19 protein-coding genes are annotated in these 18,797 nt (G+C 59.1%); 6 read left to right on the top strand and 13 right to left on the bottom strand.

All coding sequences use genetic code 11. From position 1 onward, the window contains the following. Positions 1–168: 168 nt before the first annotated feature. The 4 genes from ACA041_RS00925 to ACA041_RS00910 form a co-directional block, all read right to left on the bottom strand. Complete coding sequence (locus ACA041_RS00925; RefSeq protein WP_497439486.1) at positions 169–1,464, bottom strand: NAD(P)/FAD-dependent oxidoreductase; 1,296 nt, start codon at positions 1,462–1,464, stop codon at positions 169–171. A 53-nt stretch (positions 1,465–1,517) separates the two neighbouring features. After that, on the bottom strand, positions 1,518–2,249 hold the full coding sequence (locus ACA041_RS00920) for an amino acid ABC transporter ATP-binding protein (RefSeq protein ID WP_497439485.1): 732 nt from the start codon (positions 2,247–2,249) through the stop codon (positions 1,518–1,520). Beyond that, positions 2,246–2,905: an amino acid ABC transporter permease gene (locus ACA041_RS00915; protein ID WP_497439484.1), complete on the bottom strand. Its 660-nt coding sequence runs from the start codon at positions 2,903–2,905 to the stop codon at positions 2,246–2,248. The genes ACA041_RS00920 and ACA041_RS00915 overlap by 4 nt, the downstream gene beginning before the upstream one ends. A gap of 72 nt (positions 2,906–2,977) precedes the next feature. Next, positions 2,978–3,736, bottom strand: coding sequence for an ABC transporter substrate-binding protein (locus tag ACA041_RS00910; protein ID WP_497439483.1), 759 nt, complete (start codon positions 3,734–3,736; stop codon positions 2,978–2,980). A 369-nt stretch (positions 3,737–4,105) separates the two neighbouring features. Between ACA041_RS00910 and ACA041_RS00905 the strand changes: the two genes are divergently transcribed. Further along, on the top strand, positions 4,106–4,945 hold the full coding sequence (locus ACA041_RS00905) for an IclR family transcriptional regulator (RefSeq protein WP_497439482.1): 840 nt from the start codon (positions 4,106–4,108) through the stop codon (positions 4,943–4,945). A 383-nt stretch (positions 4,946–5,328) separates the two neighbouring features. Next, a complete protein-coding gene (locus ACA041_RS00900; protein WP_497439481.1) occupies positions 5,329–5,640 on the top strand; it encodes a hypothetical protein in 312 nt (103 codons plus the stop codon). Between the two features lie 63 nt (positions 5,641–5,703). Here ACA041_RS00900 and ACA041_RS00895 read toward each other — a convergent pair whose 3' ends face one another. Continuing rightward, positions 5,704–6,777: a fatty acid desaturase gene (locus ACA041_RS00895; protein WP_497439480.1), complete on the bottom strand. Its 1,074-nt coding sequence runs from the start codon at positions 6,775–6,777 to the stop codon at positions 5,704–5,706. A 100-nt stretch (positions 6,778–6,877) separates the two neighbouring features. Between ACA041_RS00895 and ACA041_RS00890 the strand changes: the two genes are divergently transcribed. After that, positions 6,878–7,882, top strand: a complete 1,005-nt coding sequence (locus ACA041_RS00890) for an AraC family transcriptional regulator (protein ID WP_497439479.1) — start codon at positions 6,878–6,880, stop codon at positions 7,880–7,882. Positions 7,883–8,028: 146 nt separating this feature from the next. On the opposite strand, the gene ACA041_RS00885 is transcribed toward ACA041_RS00890, so the two are convergent. Both ACA041_RS00885 and ACA041_RS00880 read right to left on the bottom strand, forming a co-directional pair. Then, positions 8,029–8,394: a response regulator gene (locus ACA041_RS00885; RefSeq protein ID WP_497439478.1), complete on the bottom strand. Its 366-nt coding sequence runs from the start codon at positions 8,392–8,394 to the stop codon at positions 8,029–8,031. A 70-nt stretch (positions 8,395–8,464) separates the two neighbouring features. Further along, positions 8,465–9,151 carry a Crp/Fnr family transcriptional regulator gene (locus tag ACA041_RS00880; RefSeq protein ID WP_497439477.1) on the bottom strand — a complete coding sequence of 229 codons (687 nt, stop codon included), beginning with the start codon at positions 9,149–9,151 and terminating at the stop codon, positions 8,465–8,467. Positions 9,152–9,235: 84 nt separating this feature from the next. Here ACA041_RS00880 and ACA041_RS00875 point away from each other — a divergent pair, with 84 nt between their 5' ends. Continuing rightward, a complete protein-coding gene (locus ACA041_RS00875; RefSeq protein ID WP_497439476.1) occupies positions 9,236–9,754 on the top strand; it encodes an Mpo1 family 2-hydroxy fatty acid dioxygenase in 519 nt (172 codons plus the stop codon). Between the two features lie 112 nt (positions 9,755–9,866). Here the strand turns inward: ACA041_RS00875 and ACA041_RS00870 are convergent, their stop codons facing one another. From ACA041_RS00870 to dibA, 6 genes are all read right to left on the bottom strand, one after another. Then, complete coding sequence (locus tag ACA041_RS00870; protein ID WP_497439475.1) at positions 9,867–10,856, bottom strand: sulfate/molybdate ABC transporter ATP-binding protein; 990 nt, start codon at positions 10,854–10,856, stop codon at positions 9,867–9,869. Between the two features lie 3 nt (positions 10,857–10,859). Then, complete coding sequence (cysW, locus tag ACA041_RS00865; RefSeq protein WP_497439474.1) at positions 10,860–11,729, bottom strand: sulfate ABC transporter permease subunit CysW; 870 nt, start codon at positions 11,727–11,729, stop codon at positions 10,860–10,862. A gap of 12 nt (positions 11,730–11,741) precedes the next feature. Continuing rightward, complete coding sequence (cysT, locus tag ACA041_RS00860) at positions 11,742–12,560, bottom strand: sulfate ABC transporter permease subunit CysT (RefSeq protein WP_462020291.1); 819 nt, start codon at positions 12,558–12,560, stop codon at positions 11,742–11,744. A 69-nt stretch (positions 12,561–12,629) separates the two neighbouring features. Beyond that, positions 12,630–13,643, bottom strand: coding sequence for a sulfate ABC transporter substrate-binding protein (locus tag ACA041_RS00855; protein ID WP_497439473.1), 1,014 nt, complete (start codon positions 13,641–13,643; stop codon positions 12,630–12,632). A gap of 149 nt (positions 13,644–13,792) precedes the next feature. After that, a complete protein-coding gene (gene oscA, locus ACA041_RS00850; protein WP_007945260.1) occupies positions 13,793–13,975 on the bottom strand; it encodes a sulfur starvation response protein OscA in 183 nt (60 codons plus the stop codon). A 330-nt stretch (positions 13,976–14,305) separates the two neighbouring features. Continuing rightward, the gene (dibA, locus tag ACA041_RS00845; protein ID WP_497439472.1) at positions 14,306–16,225 is read right to left on the bottom strand and encodes a phosphodiesterase DibA; all 1,920 of its coding nucleotides are present in this window, start codon (positions 16,223–16,225) and stop codon (positions 14,306–14,308) included. Positions 16,226–16,372: 147 nt separating this feature from the next. Between dibA and desA the strand changes: the two genes are divergently transcribed. Together desA and ACA041_RS00835 are read left to right on the top strand one after the other, a co-directional pair. After that, positions 16,373–17,557, top strand: a complete 1,185-nt coding sequence (gene desA / locus ACA041_RS00840) for a delta-9 fatty acid desaturase DesA (protein ID WP_497439471.1) — start codon at positions 16,373–16,375, stop codon at positions 17,555–17,557. Between the two features lie 235 nt (positions 17,558–17,792). After that, a complete protein-coding gene (locus ACA041_RS00835; protein WP_497439470.1) occupies positions 17,793–18,782 on the top strand; it encodes a GGDEF domain-containing protein in 990 nt (329 codons plus the stop codon). Positions 18,783–18,797: the final 15 nt, after the last annotated feature.

Here is an 18,797-nt window from a genome sequence, read left to right as displayed (position 1 = left end):
CTGCTGCGTGTCTGTTCCTGAGCAAGTATAGGGAGGAGAGTTATATTCGTTAAGGAATAAGAAGCTATTTGTTAAGACCTATAAAGAATATAAAAAACTGGATTCACGGCCTGTGACTGCTGTTACAGGCTGCGACCCGTCGAGGCAAGAAAGCAAAAGACCGGCACTCTAGGCGGGATACCCGAGCGAATCCCGCAATCGATACCAGCTGATCGCCAAAGCGGCACCGAGCTGGCGGGCGGGGTACAACGGCAGCCGTGAGACCGGGGTGACGGGAAACTCCAGTTGCGCGGTGTCGCTACCACGCACAGCCTGCGCAAGCACGCGACCCAAGGCGGTCCCCATCGCCACGCCACGACCGCAATAGCCATAGGCGGTCCAGACACCTTCTGCCAGTTGATGCAGGCGCGGCAGATCATCGATGGTCATACCGACGCGACACGCCCAACCGTGTACCCAGGCCACACCCGCGAGCTGCGGAAAGCGTTCGATGGCGGCGGCCTGAAGTTGCGCCCGTGTGGCGGGATCGAGTGTGTCGGCCGAATGCCCACGGCCCCCGATGACAAAGCGGCCGTCGGGATCGATCCGACAGTAGTAGGTGATTTTACGCGTCTCCGATACGCCCGCCCCGCGCGACATGATGCGATCACGCAAGGCAGCCGGAAGCGGGTCGGTTGCGATCTGCGCGCTCGACACGGTGACATACGATTGCGCCACGGCAGGCCACAGCCGATCGGTATAGGCGTCCGTGGCCAGGATTACCTGCTTCGCGCGAATGATGTGGCCATTCACAGTCAGCTCGACACCGCCCGCAACAGGCGTAATTGCACTCACGTGCGAGTGTTCATGAATGGCCGCCCCGCAAGCCAGCGCAGCGTCCGCGAGCCCCCGGGCATAAGCCAGCGGATGCACCGCGCCGGCACGGCGCTCAAGCAAGCCAGCCGGCCAGAATGTCGAACCGGTCGCCACGGCCATCGCGTCGCGGTCGAGGTATCGGGCGTCACCGCCATGATTGTTGATTGCCCGCGCCCGCGCCCGCAGATACTCGGCGGATCCTTCGGAGAACGCACCCTGGATCCAGCCATCACGGGTCGGTGAACAATTGATCTTGTAGCGCTCGACGAGCTCGAACAATTCATCCGCGCTGTGATACCCGAAACGAATCATGCGCGTCGCGGTCTCTGCACCAAACCGTTTGATCAGTGCCGCCGGTGTCGGTTTAAAGCCCGGCACCACCTGGCCACCGTTGCGGCCGGAGGCTCGGTGGGCGATTTCGGACGCCTCGAACAGGGCGACGTTGACACCCGATTCAGCAAGATGGAGAGCGGCGGACAATCCGGTGAAGCCCCCACCGATCACGGCGACATCGACGCTCAGTGGCCCGGTGATCGAGGGTGTCGCGCTACGTGCAGCAGTGGTCGCCGCCCAAAGTGTGGACGTCGGGAAGTGCATATTCGCTGTCATGGGAAAGCCTATACGGTATGCGAGTACGGATACGGCAAGCGCCGCAGTGCGGCTCAACTTGCGTGCGTGACACGGCGCAGGAAATCGCGCATACGTTCGTTGCTCGGCGCAGTCAGCACCTCCCGGGACGGCCCCTGCTCGGCAATGCGTCCGCCATCGAGAAACAGCACTCGGTCGGAGACGTCGCGGGCGAAGCCCATCTCGTGGGTGACGATGATCATGGTCATCCCTTTCTCGGCCAGCCCACGCATGACTGCCAACACCTCGCCGACCAGTTCCGGGTCCAGCGCAGAAGTGGGCTCATCGAACAGGATGGCTTCGGGTTGCATGGCCAACGCGCGGGCGATTGCCACTCGCTGCTGCTGGCCTCCGGACAACTGATGCGGAAAGTGCTCAACTTTTTCAGCGAGGCCCACGCTGGCAAGCAATTCGCGTCCACGCTCGGCGGCTTCACGGGGATCTTCACCTTTCACATAAACCGGGCCCTCGATCACGTTCTCTAGCGCGGTGCGATGGGGGAAAAGATTGAATCGCTGGAACACCATGCCGACACGTTGCCGTACCTGGCGAATGTCCGATCGAGCAGCGTCAACCCGCAGGCCTTCGACCGATACGCTACCGGCCTCGTAACGCTCCAGGCCATTGATACAGCGCAGCAGTGTCGACTTGCCCGAGCCAGAAGGCCCAATCAGGCAAACCACTTCGCCAGAATGGATTTCGGCATTGATGCCGCTTAGCACATGGTGCGTGCCGAATGACTTGCTCAGGTTTTCGATCTTGATCATTTCTTGGTCCCCATGCGTTTTTCGAGACGGCCGATCGCGAACATCATTGGCAGGCTCATCGCGAGGTACATCAGCGCGACAAGGGTAAAGACCGTCGAACTCTTGAAGGTGGCGGCTGCGATCAGTTTGCTTTGCATCGACAGCTCGACCACGGTGATGACAGCGGTCTGGGAAGAGTCCTTGAGCATCATCACCACGTTGTTGCCATAGGGCGGCAATGCGATTCGCAGCGCCTGCGGCAGCACCACTCGACGCATCAACTTTGCGCGCGACATGCCAATCGACTGGGCGGCTTCGAACTGCCCGACATCCACTGCGTCGATACCGGCGCGAAACACTTCTGCCATATACGAGGAGTAGGCGATGCCCAGGCCCAGGGAACCGGCCTGAAACGCAGTCAGGCTGATGCCGATCTCGGGGATCACGAAGTACATGTAGAACAGCACCACGATGATCGGGATGCCGCGGATCACGTTGGTCAGCACGCGGCTTGCGTGGGCCAGCGGAGCAATACCGCTAACCCGCAGAAGGGCCCAGAACAGGCCGAGTACGGTAGCGATCACCAGCGCGGTGGCGGTGATGTAGATCGTGGTCAGTGCGCCCTGCAGCAGCATGGGCAGGTAATCCACTGCATCAGTCAGGAATGAATCGAACATCTGCAACCTCCGGAGCGTGTGCACGCGCCTTCCCGGACTAAGGGACCGCGTGCGGGTTAGGAGAAGAAACGATCAGGAGGCAACGGCCCACTTCGCGAGAATGGTGCGCAAAGTGCCGTCCTGGCGAAGCTTGTCGATGGCCGCGTTGAGCTTGGCGACGGTCGCGCTATCGCCCTTCTTCACGGCCAGCGCGATGTCGGTTGCGATCACCGGTTTGTAGGTGTCGACCAGACGCACCTTGGCGCCGACCTGGCGCACCTGGTACGCGACCACCGGGCCATCGCCGAACGCAGCGTCCAGGCGACCGAGCGCGATGTCGCGAACCATATCGGCCATCGTGTCGTAGAGTTTCACTTCCTTGAAGCCGCCCACCGCCGTCACCGGCTCGACATATGACGTACCGACTTGCACGCCGATGACCTTGCCTTTCAGGTCCGCAAAACTGAGATAGGGAGTGGCATCGGTTGCGGGGACGATCAACCCCTCGCCGTAGCTCACGACGATGTCCGAGAAGTCGACGACCTCGGCCCGGGCCGGCGTGCGGGCGAACGCCGAGGCTATGATCTGGATCTTGCCGGTCTGCAAGGCGGGGACGAGGGACGTGAACGGAATCGGCACGATCTCGGGCGTGAAGCCGACTTCCTTACCGACGGCAGCGGCAATGTCGATCATCAAGCCCTTGAGCGTATTGCTCTGCGGGTCCAGATAGTTGAACGGCACCGCACTTGGTGTGGCGCCGACCTTCAGTACCGGAAGTTCGGCGTGGGCCGTCGACAGCAAGGCAACGGTGGAGACAACGGCGACCAACGATTTTATTGTTTTGTGCAACATGTGGAATCCCCTTGTGAGATCGCCTCTGGAAGCGCGCGGACTGTGCCGACGAAAATCGTTCAGAACGGAATTTCAGGCCCTTTATCGTATCGTATAGCGATACGCATGTATTGCATGCAGATTCGATCCTGCATCAGCAGCCCATTATCGTCAATAGTCAAAAACTGCTGGCACGATGAGATATCCACCACCCGCGTTTTTCTCACGGGCCAGCGCCTACTGGACTGATGGGGTTGTTTGAACAGACTTATGAGGGAGTCGGGCAGCGACTTGACGCCTATGATCTATCGATATACGGTCTGCCCATATCGAAATGCAGTCTCTATAAATTGATCATCGGGCGGCTAGATCGCCAGGCCACGGACTACCATGAACCCCGCAGACTCGACCCTGTATGTGCAATCTCTCGCCACCGGCATCGCCGTGCTGGATGCTTTCGATCCGCAGCATGCGTCGATGAGTTTGCCGGAGATCGCCGCTGCTGCCGGCATCAGCCGTAGCGCCGCGCAGCGATTCGCCTTCACGCTGGAAGCGATTGGCCTGTTGGTCAAAGACCCGGTCAGCAAGCGCTATTCGTTGTCGTCGCGAACCCTCGATGCGGGCTGTCACTACCTGCAGTCGCATTCGCTGCTGGATCGAGCGAATCCTTATTTGCTCGAACTGAATCGAAACGCCGGCGAGACGGTCAACCTGGCAGAGCCGGTGGGTACGGACATGATTTACATCGGCCGGTTTCCAAGTCCGGTACGCCTCCTGGTGCACATGCCGGTCGGGCGTCGAATTCCGATGTATTGCTCTTCAACCGGGCGCGCCTATCTTTCGTGTTTGCCTGAAGAGCAGGCCATCGAAATCCTGGAAAGCACCCAGCGGATTCGTTTCACGCCCAATACCGTGGTCGATCTGGAGGAACTGCTCGGTCGCCTTCAACTAGCGCGGCAAGAGGGCTACGCCTACTGCAATGAGGAGTATTACCGGGGAGATCTCGCGCTGGCCGTGCCGGTGTTCGACCTCAATCATCACGTGGTGGCCAGCCTGCAGATGTCCGTGCCAGTGTCCAAGTGGTCACTCAAGAAAGCCGTCTCGCGCTTCGTTCCGATGATGCAGGACACGGCGCGATTGATCTCGACCACGCCACCGACACAGCGGCCGCTGACATCATTCCTTGGGCCCAATATCGAACAGCCGGTGGCGCCGGCAAAATCGCGCTAAACCGAGGGAGCCTGGAACGCCTGCCTGCGATTGAACCAGTCGCTTGCGGCAAAAGAACAAAAAAAGGGGCCGCACCCTGCCAAGGAGACGGCCCCGGAAAATCGATAAATTCAGTGGAGACACTCGCAAGGTAGCGCGGTGAGCTCTGTGTAACCGTTTTAGCGTGTAGAGGTTGCGGTTTGATGAATACCGCCGCTGACTGAAGTATTGACCGAAACTATTATTCTTTAAAAGAATATTTAGACTTATTTATAGATTAAAACGTAATTAAACACATTCCCCCTTACAACAACATCCTTGCAGGAGATGCGATAGACGCATTACATCTTCAGTGTTTTACCAGGACAGTGCAGCCGCACTTCAACTACTCAGGAAGAGTACTTATGCATTCAATTATCAAGCCGCTGGTTTACACGGCATTACTATCAGCGCCGTTGGCGCTCTTGGCTGCGTCACCGGGTGACGCAGCCAAGGTTGAGCTTGAGATCAAAAACAAAACCAGCTTTCCTCTGCAGGTTTTTCAAGGACAGTGGAGAGGCGTCGTATTGCCGGATAAAAGCTTTCAAACCCAGGACTACAAAGACGCCACCATCACAATCTCCACGTCCACTCCCGACGCCGCGATCAAGTTCGTTACGCTGAGCAATGCCAAGGGCTGCAAAGCACAAACCTGCGTACTGATCACAGGCAACTGAGCAGGCGGTTCCTTGAACAACGCCCGCAAAAAATCCTGTTCCCACGCAGAGCGCGGGAACAGCCTAGGCTTGTGCCGTCCGAACACCAGCAGTTGTCTGCCGTTCCTTGCGCACAAACCGGTTCGCCCGCCCGAATGTTCCGAAATCGTTAAACCGCACACCCATCTCGCGCATGACCTTATGCGCCACCGGCACGGTCATCTGGCGGATGTAGAACGGCTCCTTCACCACAAAGTGATGGATGCCGTGGCTGCTGCCGAAGTTGAAGCAGAACGTTTGCAACGGCCATAGCCACCACCGGTTCAGCACCTGCGTCTGCTGGATCACGTTGCCCGGTTCCACATCCCCGTAGTAGTGCATGTTCGAGCTGATGAAATGCAGGCAAAAGGTGCGCAATACGTTCGGGCCGATGATCACCACCGCCGCGATGTCGATCACCTGCATCACTGACAACGTTGTCGCCGACCATTCGATAGAAATCCCCATCAGCGACGCGATGCCGTTTGCCGCGTGAAAACCGAGAAACACATACCACGCGCCCCAATGCACCAGCGCCAGTGGCGCGTAAACCTTCAGGGTGCGCTTGATGATGCTCAACTTATGGGCCCAGGTCCTGGCTCGCAGCATGCGGATAAATGCCGACATGACGTTGTCGCCAACCATCAGCAGCCGCGCAAAACCCCAGGGTTCGCCGTTGGTGATCGCACGCTCCTCCATGTCGGCCTCTGTACCGGAGACCTTATGGTGGTTGAGGTGCAGATGGCGCCGAATCCACGGGTTGATCGTGCTTGGCCGCGCCAGCCAGACCAGGAGCATCATCAGGTTGTGCGGCACACGTTGTTTGCGATAGTACATACTATGTATCAGATCGTGCTCCAGCTCGTGGGTCAGCGAGGCAAAGAACGCGTTGAGCAACAGGCACACCCACCACGCCATGTGCCCTGTGATGTAGAGCGTTGCCGAGCCGATCATTCCAGCCAGGGCGAAGGCCAGAATGCCCGCGCCCAGGGCGTCCTGATGATTGAGAATCGGGTAGCGCCGACGCAGCTCGACGCCCCTGGCCAGCACCACCTGACGTATATGCGCCGATCGCTGTGCTGCATTCAGTCGCTGGGGACTTGCAGAAGTACCGTCCATGCTTCCATCCTCTGGTTATTGATGTTCGCATCCTGCCTTGTGAACCCTCGCAATGCGGTAGCCATGAACGCCAACCTGTTGACCGGAAGCGCCAATCAGCATGACTGAACCGACCTCCCTCGCCAGCTGGACCCGCGCCCTGCGCAAGCAACTCGATGCGCTTGGCCTCGACAGCACCGCCCTGTGCCAACAGGCGGGGCTCGATCCGCAACTGATGGACGACCCGAACGCCCGCTACCCGTTGTCCGGAACGACGCGCCTGTGGGAAATCGCGGTGCAGGTCAGTGGCGACCCGGCGATCGGCTTGCGGGTATCGCGTTTTGTCAGCCCGACCACGTTTCATGCGCTCGGTTATGCGCTGGTGGCCAGCGGCAGTCTTCGTGAAGTGTTCGAGCGTATCGTGCGCTATCACCAGGTCGTCAGCGACGCCTTGGAACTGGAACTGATCCGCGGCGAAGACCGCTACCGCTTCCGTCTGAAAATCCCGCCCGGCAATCCGGCACCGGCTTTCGAAGCCATCGATGCCTTCGCGGCGATTTACGTGCGCACCTGTCGCAATCGTCTTGGGCGCGACTACGCGCCACTGGCGGTGTATCTGCGGCGCCCGGAACCCAGCGATTCACATCAATGGCACAAGGTCTTTCGCTCGCCGGTGTTCTTCGCAGCCGATGAAGACCGACTGGAATTTGCTTTGATGGATTTCGACAGCCACCTGGACGACGCCAACCCGGAACTGGCCGAGCACAACGAAGCGGTGCTCAAGCGCACGCTCGCGCAACTCAAGCCCCTGACCTGGGAGCGCAAGGTGCGCGATGCCATTGAAGAGCAATTGCCCGAAGGCGAGCCCAGCGCCGAACGCATCGCCCAGGCCCTGCATCTGAGCTTGCGCAGCCTGCAACGGCATCTGGCGGACGAAGGTTGTCGGTTCGACACGCTACTCAATGAAAGTCGCGAAAACCTGGCGCTGCTGCACCTGCGTGATCCGCAGTGTTCGTTGAGCGAGATCAGCTATTTGCTGGGGTTTGCCGATACCAGCAGCTTCAGTCGCGCGTTCAAGCGCTGGACGGGGATGACGCCGGGGCAGTTTCGGGAGGGGTTGCGGTGACATGAATTCGGGAGGTGTGCTGCCTGGTCGGACCTCTTCGCGAGCAAGCCCGCTCCCACATTTGACCGAGTTCTTCCTGTAGAAATGCGTTTGAATGTGGGAGCGGGCTTGCTCGCGAAGGCGATAGCCCATTCGCTGCAAAAACTTCAGCGCCCGCGATCCCGTCGCAACACCTTGCGCACCCGCTTCACCAACTCGCTCACCGCAAACGGCTTGAGCAGGTAATCATCTTCATGCAGCTCCAGCCCGCGCAGACGATCCTCGATTCCATCCTTGGTCGTCAGGAGCAGCACCGGCGTATCGCCGAGCTTGCGGATCTGTTGTAGCAACTGCCAGCCGTTGAGCCCTGGCAGCATGACGTCGAGGATGATCAGCTCGTACTCGCCGGACTCGATAAAGCGACGGCCAGCCATCCCGTTGACGGCCACATCCATCGCAAAACTCGCCTCGCTCAGGCCTTTGGCCAGGAGCTTGGCGAGTTCGGGTTCGTCTTCCACTAACAGCACACGCATGGCACACCTCAATTAACGTCAGCACAGGCTAGGCGCCTTCGCGCCCAAAGCCCACTACTACCGACAGGTTTCAGATAATTGCCAACGCCCGCAATCGTTCGGCATCCAATATCTCAATTTCGCCATACCTTAAATTCACTATCCCCTGCCCCTGCAAATCCTTGAGGATCTGGTTGGTGGTCTGGCGCGACAGCGACAACATTGAGGCAAGCTGTTCCTGTGGCAGTTGCAACAAACGCCGTGGCGAGTCGATTTCGCCGTAACCCTGGGCGATCATCAGCAAGCGGTGGGCCAGGCGTGCCGGGGCCGGCATCAGGCTCAGCTGTTCGAGGTTGATGAAGGTCAGGCGCAGCTTGTGGCTCATCAGCAATGCCAGTTGCCGCCAGTACACCGGCTGATCATTAAGAAGCGCCAGCAATACGCCCTGCGGAATGTGCAACAGCACGCAATGACCCAGGCTGGACGCATCGTGGGTCCGCGGCTGGCCGTCGAACAGGCAGATTTCGCCGAACCAATGGGGCTGCTCCACCAGGCTCAGCAACGCGTCCTTGCCCTGCCCGCTCACCGCCCCGATGCGCACCGATCCTTCGAGCACCGCGTACAACCCGCACGGCGCATCACCGCGCTGGAACAGCCGCTGCCCCGGCAACAGGCGCCGGACACGGGCGGCAGACAGCAGACTATCCTGTAGGGAAACAGGTAAATGGCTGAACCACTGACCGCGCATCAGGCGTGGACGCCAGACCTGCTTATCCATGAAAACTCCTTGAGATTGTCGCCTGGCTGACAGAGCGAGATGCGAACCCGGGGCATGATCCATCACCCTACAGGAGGAACAACAATGAAAAGCCTCGTCGACCATCTCAGTCAATACGCCACCTACCACCGTGACCCGCGCAATATTGCCACGCACTTTGTCGGCATTCCTCTGATTGTACTGGCGGTGGCGGTGCTGCTGTCGCGTCCGCAATGGGCCGGGGGCTGGCTGTCACCGGCGGTGTTGGTCGCGCTGGCCTCGGCGTGGTTTTACCTGCGCCTGGAACTGCGCCTCGGGGTGCTGATGAGCGTATTGCTCGGGCTGTGCCTCTGGGCAGGTCAAGTGCTGGCAGAGCAAAGCACACTGGTCTGGTTAGCGAGCGGCGTCGGGATGTTTGTAGTCGGTTGGGCGATTCAGTTTGTCGGTCATCACTACGAAGGGCGCAAACCGGCGTTTGTCGATGATGTGACGGGGTTGATTGTCGGGCCGTTGTTTGTGGTGGTTGAGTTGGCGTTTTTGCTGGGGATGCGGCGGGAGCTGAAAGAGCAGATCGAGGCGAGGGCGGGAGGTGTGCGTTTGCGTCAGAAAAAAGCTGCGGCGTAGGACGCCTTCGCGAGCAAGCCCGCTCCCACAGGGTTTTAGGTAGGTTGACCACCTATTTTGTGTTCAACACCGAACCACTGTGGGAGCGAGCCTGCTCGCGAAGCTTTTGATCTTAGAGGTTAGCGACTTTCTGCCAGACCTTCGGCTTGAAGAACAGCGTCTCGCCCTTTGCCAGGCCGGTCAAACTGTCGTGATCCTTCACCACTTCCGCTTCGATCAACTCACTCTGGCCTTCGACCTTCAACGTCACCCGAGTCGTCGCGCCCAATGGACGGATATCGCGCACCTCGGCCGCGTGATGATCTTCCAGTTCGTGGCGCGACAGCGACACTTCGTGAGGACGGAACAGCACGTGGTTGTCTTCACCCAAATGCAGGCGGTTCGAGTCGCCGAGGAAGTGATAGACAAAATCGCTGGCCGGGTTTTCATAGACGTCGCCCGGTGAGCCGATCTGCTCGATCACACCCTTGTTCATCACCACGATGCGGTCGGCGACTTCCATGGCTTCTTCCTGGTCGTGGGTCACGAACACCGAGGTCAGGTTGATGTCTTCGTGCAGCCGTGCGAGCCAGCGGCGCAGTTCTTTGCGGACCTTGGCGTCGAGGGCGCCAAACGGCTCGTCAAGCAACAGGACCTTGGGCTCCACCGCCAAGGCGCGGGCCAGGGCAATACGCTGACGCTGGCCACCCGACAGTTGCTCAGGATAGCGATCCGCCAACCAGTCCAGTTGCACCATGTTCAGCAGCTCGTGGACTTTCACCGCGATCTGGCTTTCGCTCGGGCGCTGGTTTTTCGGCTTCATGCGCAGGCCGAACGCGACGTTGTCGAACACGGTCATGTGGCGGAACAAGGCGTAGTGCTGGAACACGAAACCGACATTGCGATCGCGCACGTCGTGGCCGGAGACGTCTTCACCGTGGAACACGATGCTGCCCTGATCCGGCGTTTCCAGGCCGGCGATAATCCGCAGCAGCGTGGTCTTGCCGCAACCTGAGGGGCCGAGCAGGGCCACGAGTTCGCCGCTCTGAATGTCCAGGCTGATGTTGTCCAGCGCCTTGAACGCGTTGAAATTTTTGCTGACGTTACGCACTTCGATCGACATGAATTATTCCTCCGCGGCGCTGGTGCGCAGGCGGTTAATACGGTTTTCGCTCCACTGCTTGAGCAGCAGGATGAAGAGCGCCATGATCAGCAACAGGCTCGCTACCGCGAACGCGGCCACGTGGTTGTATTCGTTGTAGAGGATCTCGACGTGCAACGGCAAGGTGTTGGTCACCCCGCGAATGTGCCCGGAAACCACCGACACCGCACCGAACTCACCCATGGCCCGCGCCGTACACAGCACCACGCCGTAGATCAGACCCCACTTGATATTCGGCACGGTGACATGCCAGAACATCTGCCAGCCATTGGCCCCGAGCAGGCGCGCGGCCTCTTCTTCCTGGGTGCCTTGCTCCTGCATCAGCGGGATCAGCTCTCGGGCCACGAACGGCACGGTGACGAAGATCGTCGCCAGCACGATGCCCGGCAAGGCGAAGACGATCTGGATGTCGTGATCCTGCAGCCACGGCCCGAACAGCCCCTGGGCACCGAACATCAGCACGTAGACCAGACCGGCGATCACCGGCGAGACCGAGAACGGCAGGTCAATCAGGGTCACGAGGATACTTTTACCGCGAAATGAATACTTGCTCACGCACCACGCCGCGCTGACGCCGAACACCAGGTTCAGCGGCACCGAAATCAGCACGGCGATCACCGTGAGCTTCAGGGCCGACAGTGCATCCGGTTCAAAAATCGCGGTGAAGAATGCACCGATACCCAACTTCAGGCCTTGGGACACCACGATAACCAGCGGCAAGAGCAGGAACAGCGCAAAAATCAGCCAGCCAAGGCCGATCAGCAGTCGCCTCGATGAAGCGCTGCCACGGCGGGAGGCATTCGAGGAAGCAGCAGCAATAGACGATTGGGACATTTGTGCGCCTCCTTATGGGGTTTCGATGCGCCGCTGCAGCAAGTTGATCAGCAGCAACAGGATGAAGGAAACCACTAGCATCAGTACACCAATGGAGGTAGCGCCGGTGTAATCGTACTGGTCGAGCTTGACCATGATCAGCAGCGGGAGGATTTCGGTTTTCATCGGCATGTTGCCGGCGATGAAAATCACCGAACCATACTCGCCGACCCCACGGGCAAAGGCCAAGGCGAAGCCGGTCAACCAGGCTGGCAGCAAGGCAGGCACCAGAATGTGGCGGAAAACCTGCAACGGTTTTGCACCGAGGCACGCCGCCGCTTCCTCCACTTCACGGGGGATATCGGCCAATACTGGCTGTACTGTACGTACCACGAATGGAAGCGTTACAAACGTCAGTGCCAGCGTGATGCCGAGGGGGGTATACGCGATCTTGAACCCCAGGTCGGCCGCGAACTGCCCCACCCAGCCGTTCGGCGCGTAGAGCGCGGTCAACGCGATACCGGCAACGGCAGTGGGCAATGCGAACGGAAGGTCGATCATCGCATCGATGATTTTTCGTCCCGGGAACGTGTAGCGAACCAGCACCCAGGCCAGCAATGTACCGATGATGCCGTTGATGATCGCAGCGTAGAGGGCGGTGCCGAAGCTCAGCTTCAACGCCGCCAGCACTCGCGGCGCCGAGATAATCGCCCAGAACTGGTCCCAGGTGAGTTGAGCGGCATGCACGAACATCGCCGCCAGTGGAATGAGCACAATCAGGCTGAGGTACACCAAGGTGTAGCCCAGCGTCAGCCCGAAGCCGGGTATGACGGGGGAGATACGACGCGACATAAAAGTCCTTGGTTGAGAACGCGCAAAGCCCCGACGGTTTAATCGGGGCTCGTTATGACCTGGTGCAGATTACTGCGCCTGGTAAATCTGGTCGAATACGCCACCGTCATTGAAGAATTTCGGTTGCGCAGCTTTCCAGCCGCCGAAGTCCTTGTCGATGGTCACCAGGTCCAGTGTCGGGAACTGCTTGGTGTACTTGGCGGCCACATCCTTGTCACGTGGACGGTAGAAGTTTTTCGCTGCAATTTCCTGACCGGCCGGGCTGTAGAGGTGCTTGAGGTACGCTTCAGCGATCTCGGTGTTGCCCTTTTTCTCGGCGTTCTTGTCGACCACAGCCACCGGTGGTTCGGCGAGGATCGACAACGAAGGCACGACGATTTCGAACTTGTCGGCGCCGCCGTCTTCTTTCAGGGCCAGGAACGCTTCGTTTTCCCAGGCCAGCAACACGTCGCCCTGGCCGTTATTGACGAAAGTGATGGTCGAACCACGAGCACCGGTGTCCAGTACAGGCACATGCTTGAACAGGGTTTGCACGTATTCCTTGGCCTTGGCTTCGTCACCGCCGTTGGCTTTCAGACCGTAGGCCCAGGCAGCCAGGAAGTTCCAGCGTGCGCCGCCAGAGGTTTTCGGATTCGGGGTGATGACCGACACATCGTTCTTGACCAGGTCGCCCCAGTCCTTGATGCCTTTAGGGTTGCCCTTGCGTACCAGGAACACGATGGTCGACGTGTATGGCGTGCTCGCCTCCGGCAGACGCTTTTGCCAGTCGGCCGGCAGGGTCTTGCCGAGTTTGGCGATCTCGTCGATGTCACCGGCCAGGGCCAGGGTCACGACGTCCGCGCGCAGACCGTCGATGACCGCCCGTCCCTGTTTACCCGAACCACCATGGGATTGCTGAATCTTCACGTTGTCGCCAGCGTGGTCTTTCTTCCAGAAGCTGATGAATTCGGCGTTGTAATCCTGATACAGCTCACGGGTCGGGTCGTATGACACATTGAGCAGTTCGTAATCCTTGGCAACCGCGGAACCAGCAAAAAGGGCACTGGCCAGGGCGGCCAAAGCGAATTGACGAATCGACGACATGGTGAAAGCTCCTGGAATTCTGTTGGTGGTGCTTTTCTTATGGGATTTAAGGATCGCGGTTGCCGGTTAAAAGATCGCAGCCTTCGCCAGTTCCTGCACACATCCCCCCGCAGGAGCTGCCGCAGGCTGCGATCTTTTGATCTGCAGTTTCAGCTCGGTTTGTTGCTCGGGTTCTGCAAACGGAATTTTTCTTTGCGTTCGATCTGGACCACCTGAGCGTTGTGCACGGTGATTTCCACAGCGCCGAACCGCAGGTCGCGCAATGCACTCTGGATTTCACGCAAGATGGTGGCTTCGTCTTGCCCGTCAACGCTACGCAGGGATGCGCTCATGGTGCTGCTCCTTCAACTGAGAGGTTGCCTGGCAGTGGGCGGCACTGCTTGCGGCGTGAGACCAATAGTAGATAAGCGCGGATATTCTTAAAAAGACTATTTAAGAATGTTTATATAACTAAATAAATTTGTTTGGTGGGGCGAGGGTTTGCGTCCGGGTGACGAATGGAAGATCCAAAAATAGCGATCTTCGTCAGCCCCTACACAACCCCTGTAGGAGCTGGCTTGCCGGCGAAGGCGTCTGCATGGGCGCTGCAAGGCTCTAAGCCGCCTCGGCTTGGGCGAGTCCATTCAATTACAGGATTTGTGCTTGGCGGAGATTTTTTGTGTCTAGTGAATTTCAGGTGCCCTCATCCAGTCCAGCTGCCCAGCCGGAACAGGGCGCCCGAACCAATATCCCTGCCCCAGATCGCAACCGTGCTCGAGCAGGAAACCCGCCTGCTCGACCTGTTCGATCCCCTCGGCATGCACCTGCATCCCCATGCTCTGCGCCAGGGCAATGATCACCCGTACAATCGCCGCGTCATCCTCATCCCACGGCAACCCGGCGACGAAGCCCTGATCGATCTTGAGTTTCTGCACCGGCAATCGCTTGAGACGCAGCAACGATGAATAGCCCGTGCCGAAGTCATCGATGGCCAGGCGAACCCCCAATTCGCGCATTCGATGCATCTGCTCCAGCGCCACTTCCGGATCGTCCATTACCGCACTTTCAGTGACTTCCAGCTCCAGACAGGCCGGGTCGAGCCCGGTTTCGTGCAGCACTTTCGCCACCTGCTGAAACAGCTCCCGACGAGCGAACAACCGAGACGAAACATTCACCGCGACAAACGCTAACGCCGCACCGGCCTGCTGCCATCGGCACATTTGCTGACAAGCCTGCCGCATCACCCAGGCATCGATGTCTGCTATCAATCCGGTGCGCTCGGCAATGGGTATGAATTCCGCTGGCGGCACCAGCCCACGCTGCGGATGCTCCCAGCGCACCAGAGCCTCGACGCCAACCAACCGACGGGTCTTGAGGTCGTGGACCGGCTGGTAATAAACGCGCAACTCCTGCTGTTCCAGCGCACGGCGCAGTTCAACGGCAGTCTCGACCCGCTGTTGGGCGTGGGCAGTCAGCTCTTCGGTGTAAAGGGCATAGCCATCACGACCAGCACTTTTGGCTTTGAACAGCGCCGAGTCGGCGTTGCGTAACAGCTGTTCGGCACTCAAGGCATCGCCGGGAAACAGGCTGATACCGATGCTGGTGTTGATGAACAACTGATGTCCGTCGATCAGGAACGGCTCCTTGAGGCCATCGATGATCCGCTGCGCCAGCGCCGCGGCCTGCATCAGCTGCGCACAGCTCTCGGCCAGCACGGCAAACTCATCACCGCCCAGGCGCGCCAGGGTTATTCCCGGGTCGAACATGGCCTGCAAACGCTCGGCCACGACCTTGAGCAGTTGGTCTCCGACCGTGTGCCCGAGGCTGTCGTTGATCATCTTGAAATGATCCAGATCGATCAGCAATAGCGCACAGCCACGCTTGTGCGTCTGTGCCGAAGCCAGTGCCTGCTCAGTGCGGTCGGTGAACAGCAGGCGGTTGGGCAGATCGGTCAGCGGGTCGTGATGAGCCAGGTGCTTGAGTTCATATTCAGAATTCTTGATCGCGCTGATGTCGGAAAACACCGCTACATAGTGGCTAAGCCGCCCCTGATCGTCGTGAATGATGCGTATCGTCTGCCATTGCGGGTAGATCTCGCCGCTTTTTCGTCGGTTCCAGATTTCCCCGCTCCACTCGCCGATGATATTGAGTGTTGCGAACATCGCCTGGTAGAAATCCGGCGGGTGATGACCTGACTTGAACAGGCTCGGGCGTTGGCCCAGCACTTCCTCACGCGGGTAACCGGTGATCGCCATGAATGCCCGGTTCACATGAACGATCAGCCCATTGCTGTCGGTGACCAGCACACCTTCACGGGTGCAATCGAACACCGCGGCCGCCTGACGTAAACGCTCTCGGTCCTCGCCCCGCTCACGCAGTCTGGCGCCGATCCCCAGGCAGCGGAACAATCGCGCCCGAGCCAGGAATATCAACCCGGCGCTGAACACGACCCAGACGTAACCGTTGATCAGTTGCCATCGCTGCAACGCCTCGGAGCTATCGAAGAAACTGCTCAATAAATGACCACTGAATTGCATCCAGCCTATTGAAAACAGCAGGTAGAGCAGCGCAGCGTACAGAGCATCGCGATAAGTAGCAGACATTCGGTCGTCCATGTCCCTTCTAAATGGATGGGATTATAGGTTAAAGAAACATCCAGCCACTCTTATCTGAAAGGGTGACTGGTTTTATCTGTCGGCTCAGTGATAATGCAACGGCTGTTTTTTTCTTTATCGAGGGCCCAATAGACTATGTGGTACGAAGGTTTTCTCGGCTTGTCGCCATGGTCACTGGTGGCAGTCACCCTGTTGATGACCCACGTGACGATCATTGGCGTCACGGTCTATCTGCATCGTTATTCAGCCCATCGCTCGCTTGAGCTCAATGCCGGCCTGAAACATTTCTTCCGCTTCTGGCTGTGGCTGACCACGGCGCAGAACACCCGCGAGTGGACCGCTATCCACCGCAAGCATCACGCCAAGTGCGAAACAGAAGATGACCCGCACAGCCCGGTCATCAAGGGGCTGTCCACCGTCCTGCGCAAAGGTGCCGAGTTGTACCGCGCCGAAGCGGAAAACCCCGAGACCCTGCGCATCTACGGCAAGAACTGCCCGGAAGACTGGATCGAACGTAACCTCTACAGCCGCTTCCCGCTGCTGGGTGTGGCGATCATGGGCGTTATCGACCTGCTGCTGTTCGGCACCATCGGTATCACCATCTGGGCTATCCAGATGATGTGGATCCCGGTCTGGGCCGCTGGCGTGGTCAATGGCCTGGGCCATGCCATCGGCTACCGCAACTTCGAATGCCGCGATGCGGCGACCAATCTGGTGCCATGGGGCATCCTGATCGGTGGCGAAGAACTGCACAACAACCATCACACCTACCCGAACTCGGCGAAATTGTCGGTGAAGAAGTGGGAATTCGACCTCGGCTGGGCCTGGATACAAGTCTTCAGCTTCCTGCGTCTGGCCAAGGTCCAGCGAGTCGCGCCGATTGCCCACCGGGTCGAAGGTAAAGGCAACCTGGACATGGACACCGCCATGGCCATCCTCAACAACCGCTTCCAGATCATGGCCCAGTACCGCAAGCTGGTTATCGCCCCGCTGGTCAAACAAGAGCTGGAAAAGGTCGATCACTCGGTCCGCCACCAGTTCCATCGGGCCAAACGCCTGCTCTCTCGGGAAACCAGCTTGCTGGATGAAAAACACCACATTCGCATCCAGACCATGCTCGAGCACAGTCAGGCGCTCAAGGTCATTTACGAGAAACGCCTGGCCTTGCAGCAGATATGGGCCAAGACCAGCTCGAATGGTCACGACATGCTGGCCGCCATCAAGGAGTGGGTACACGAAGCCGAAGCCAGCGGGATTCAGTCCTTGCGCGACTTCGCCGATCAGTTGAAAACCTACTCCCTGCGCCCTGCCGCTGTCTGACTGTGGCGAGGGGGAGCTTGCTCCCGCTCGGCGGCGAAGCCGTCGTAAACCTGACGACGCGTTTTAACTCATAAAACGCGTCGCCAGTACCGCCCGACGGGAGCAAGCTCCCTCGCCACGAAAGGCGGGAACTTCATTCAAAATCTCCTATCTCAAAGACACTTCGCCACCCGGCGGGCTTAGATGTGGCCGCTTTCGAACATTGAGCGGCGCACGCCCCTTGAGATTTGTCCCGATGGCCCATGAAAACCTGCAAGACCCGTCCCTTCCGCAGTGGCCCGAGGCCGCGCAAACCCTGATGGCGCTGATGCATGCCCAGGGCGAAGTGGCGCGCCTGAGCGAACGTGAACAACTGTTCAGCACCTTGCTGGTGAGCGTCAATGCGGTGCTTTGGGCCTTCAACTGGGAAACCCGCCAGATGCTCTATGTCAGCCCGGCCTATGAGCGGATCTTCGGCCGTTCCGCTGGCCTTTTGCTGTCCGACTACAACCAGTGGCGCGACAGCATTTACCCCGATGACCTGGAATACGCCGAGCGCAGCCTGGCCGAAGTATTGGTCAACGGCGCCGTTGAAGACCGTGAGTACCGCATCATTGCCGCCAATGGTCAGGTGCGCTGGCTGAGTGACAAGTGTTTCATCAACCGCCTGGCCGAACCGGGACAGCCGGTGATCATCGTTGGTATTGCTGAAGACATTACCGACAAGAAGCAGCTCCAAACCGAGCTGCAACGCCTGGCCACAACGGATGGACTGACCCAGAGCAGCAACCGTCGGCACTTCTTCGAATGTGCCCACCGCGCATTCGAACAGGCGCAAAATCAAGACGGGCAACTGGCGTTCCTGCTGCTCGATATTGATGATTTCAAGGTGATCAATGACACCTACGGCCACCAGGCGGGCGATATCGTGTTGCAACGGATCGCCGAAAGCGGTCGAGGTGCCCTGCGCCGTGGCGATGTATTCGGCCGAATAGGCGGCGAGGAATTCGCAGCCGTCTTCCCCGGTTGCGCACCGGCAATCGCCCTGCAAGTCGCCGAGCGCTTGCAGCGGGAGATCCAGCGGTTGAGCTTCAGCCATGAGGACCAGTCGTTCGGCATCACTGTCAGCCAGGGCGTGACCAGCCTCACGGCCGAGGACGAAAGCCTCGACAGCCTGTTTGCGCGGGCGGATGCGGCGATGTACGAGGCCAAGCGCCAGGGCAAGAACCGCATCATCTGCGGCTGACGCCAACCTCAGGCT

The organism is Pseudomonas sp. LBUM1676 (genome assembly GCF_059695605.1).
Note: the sequence above shows the minus strand (reverse complement) of the source record. Positions and strands in the feature narration are given on the sequence as shown.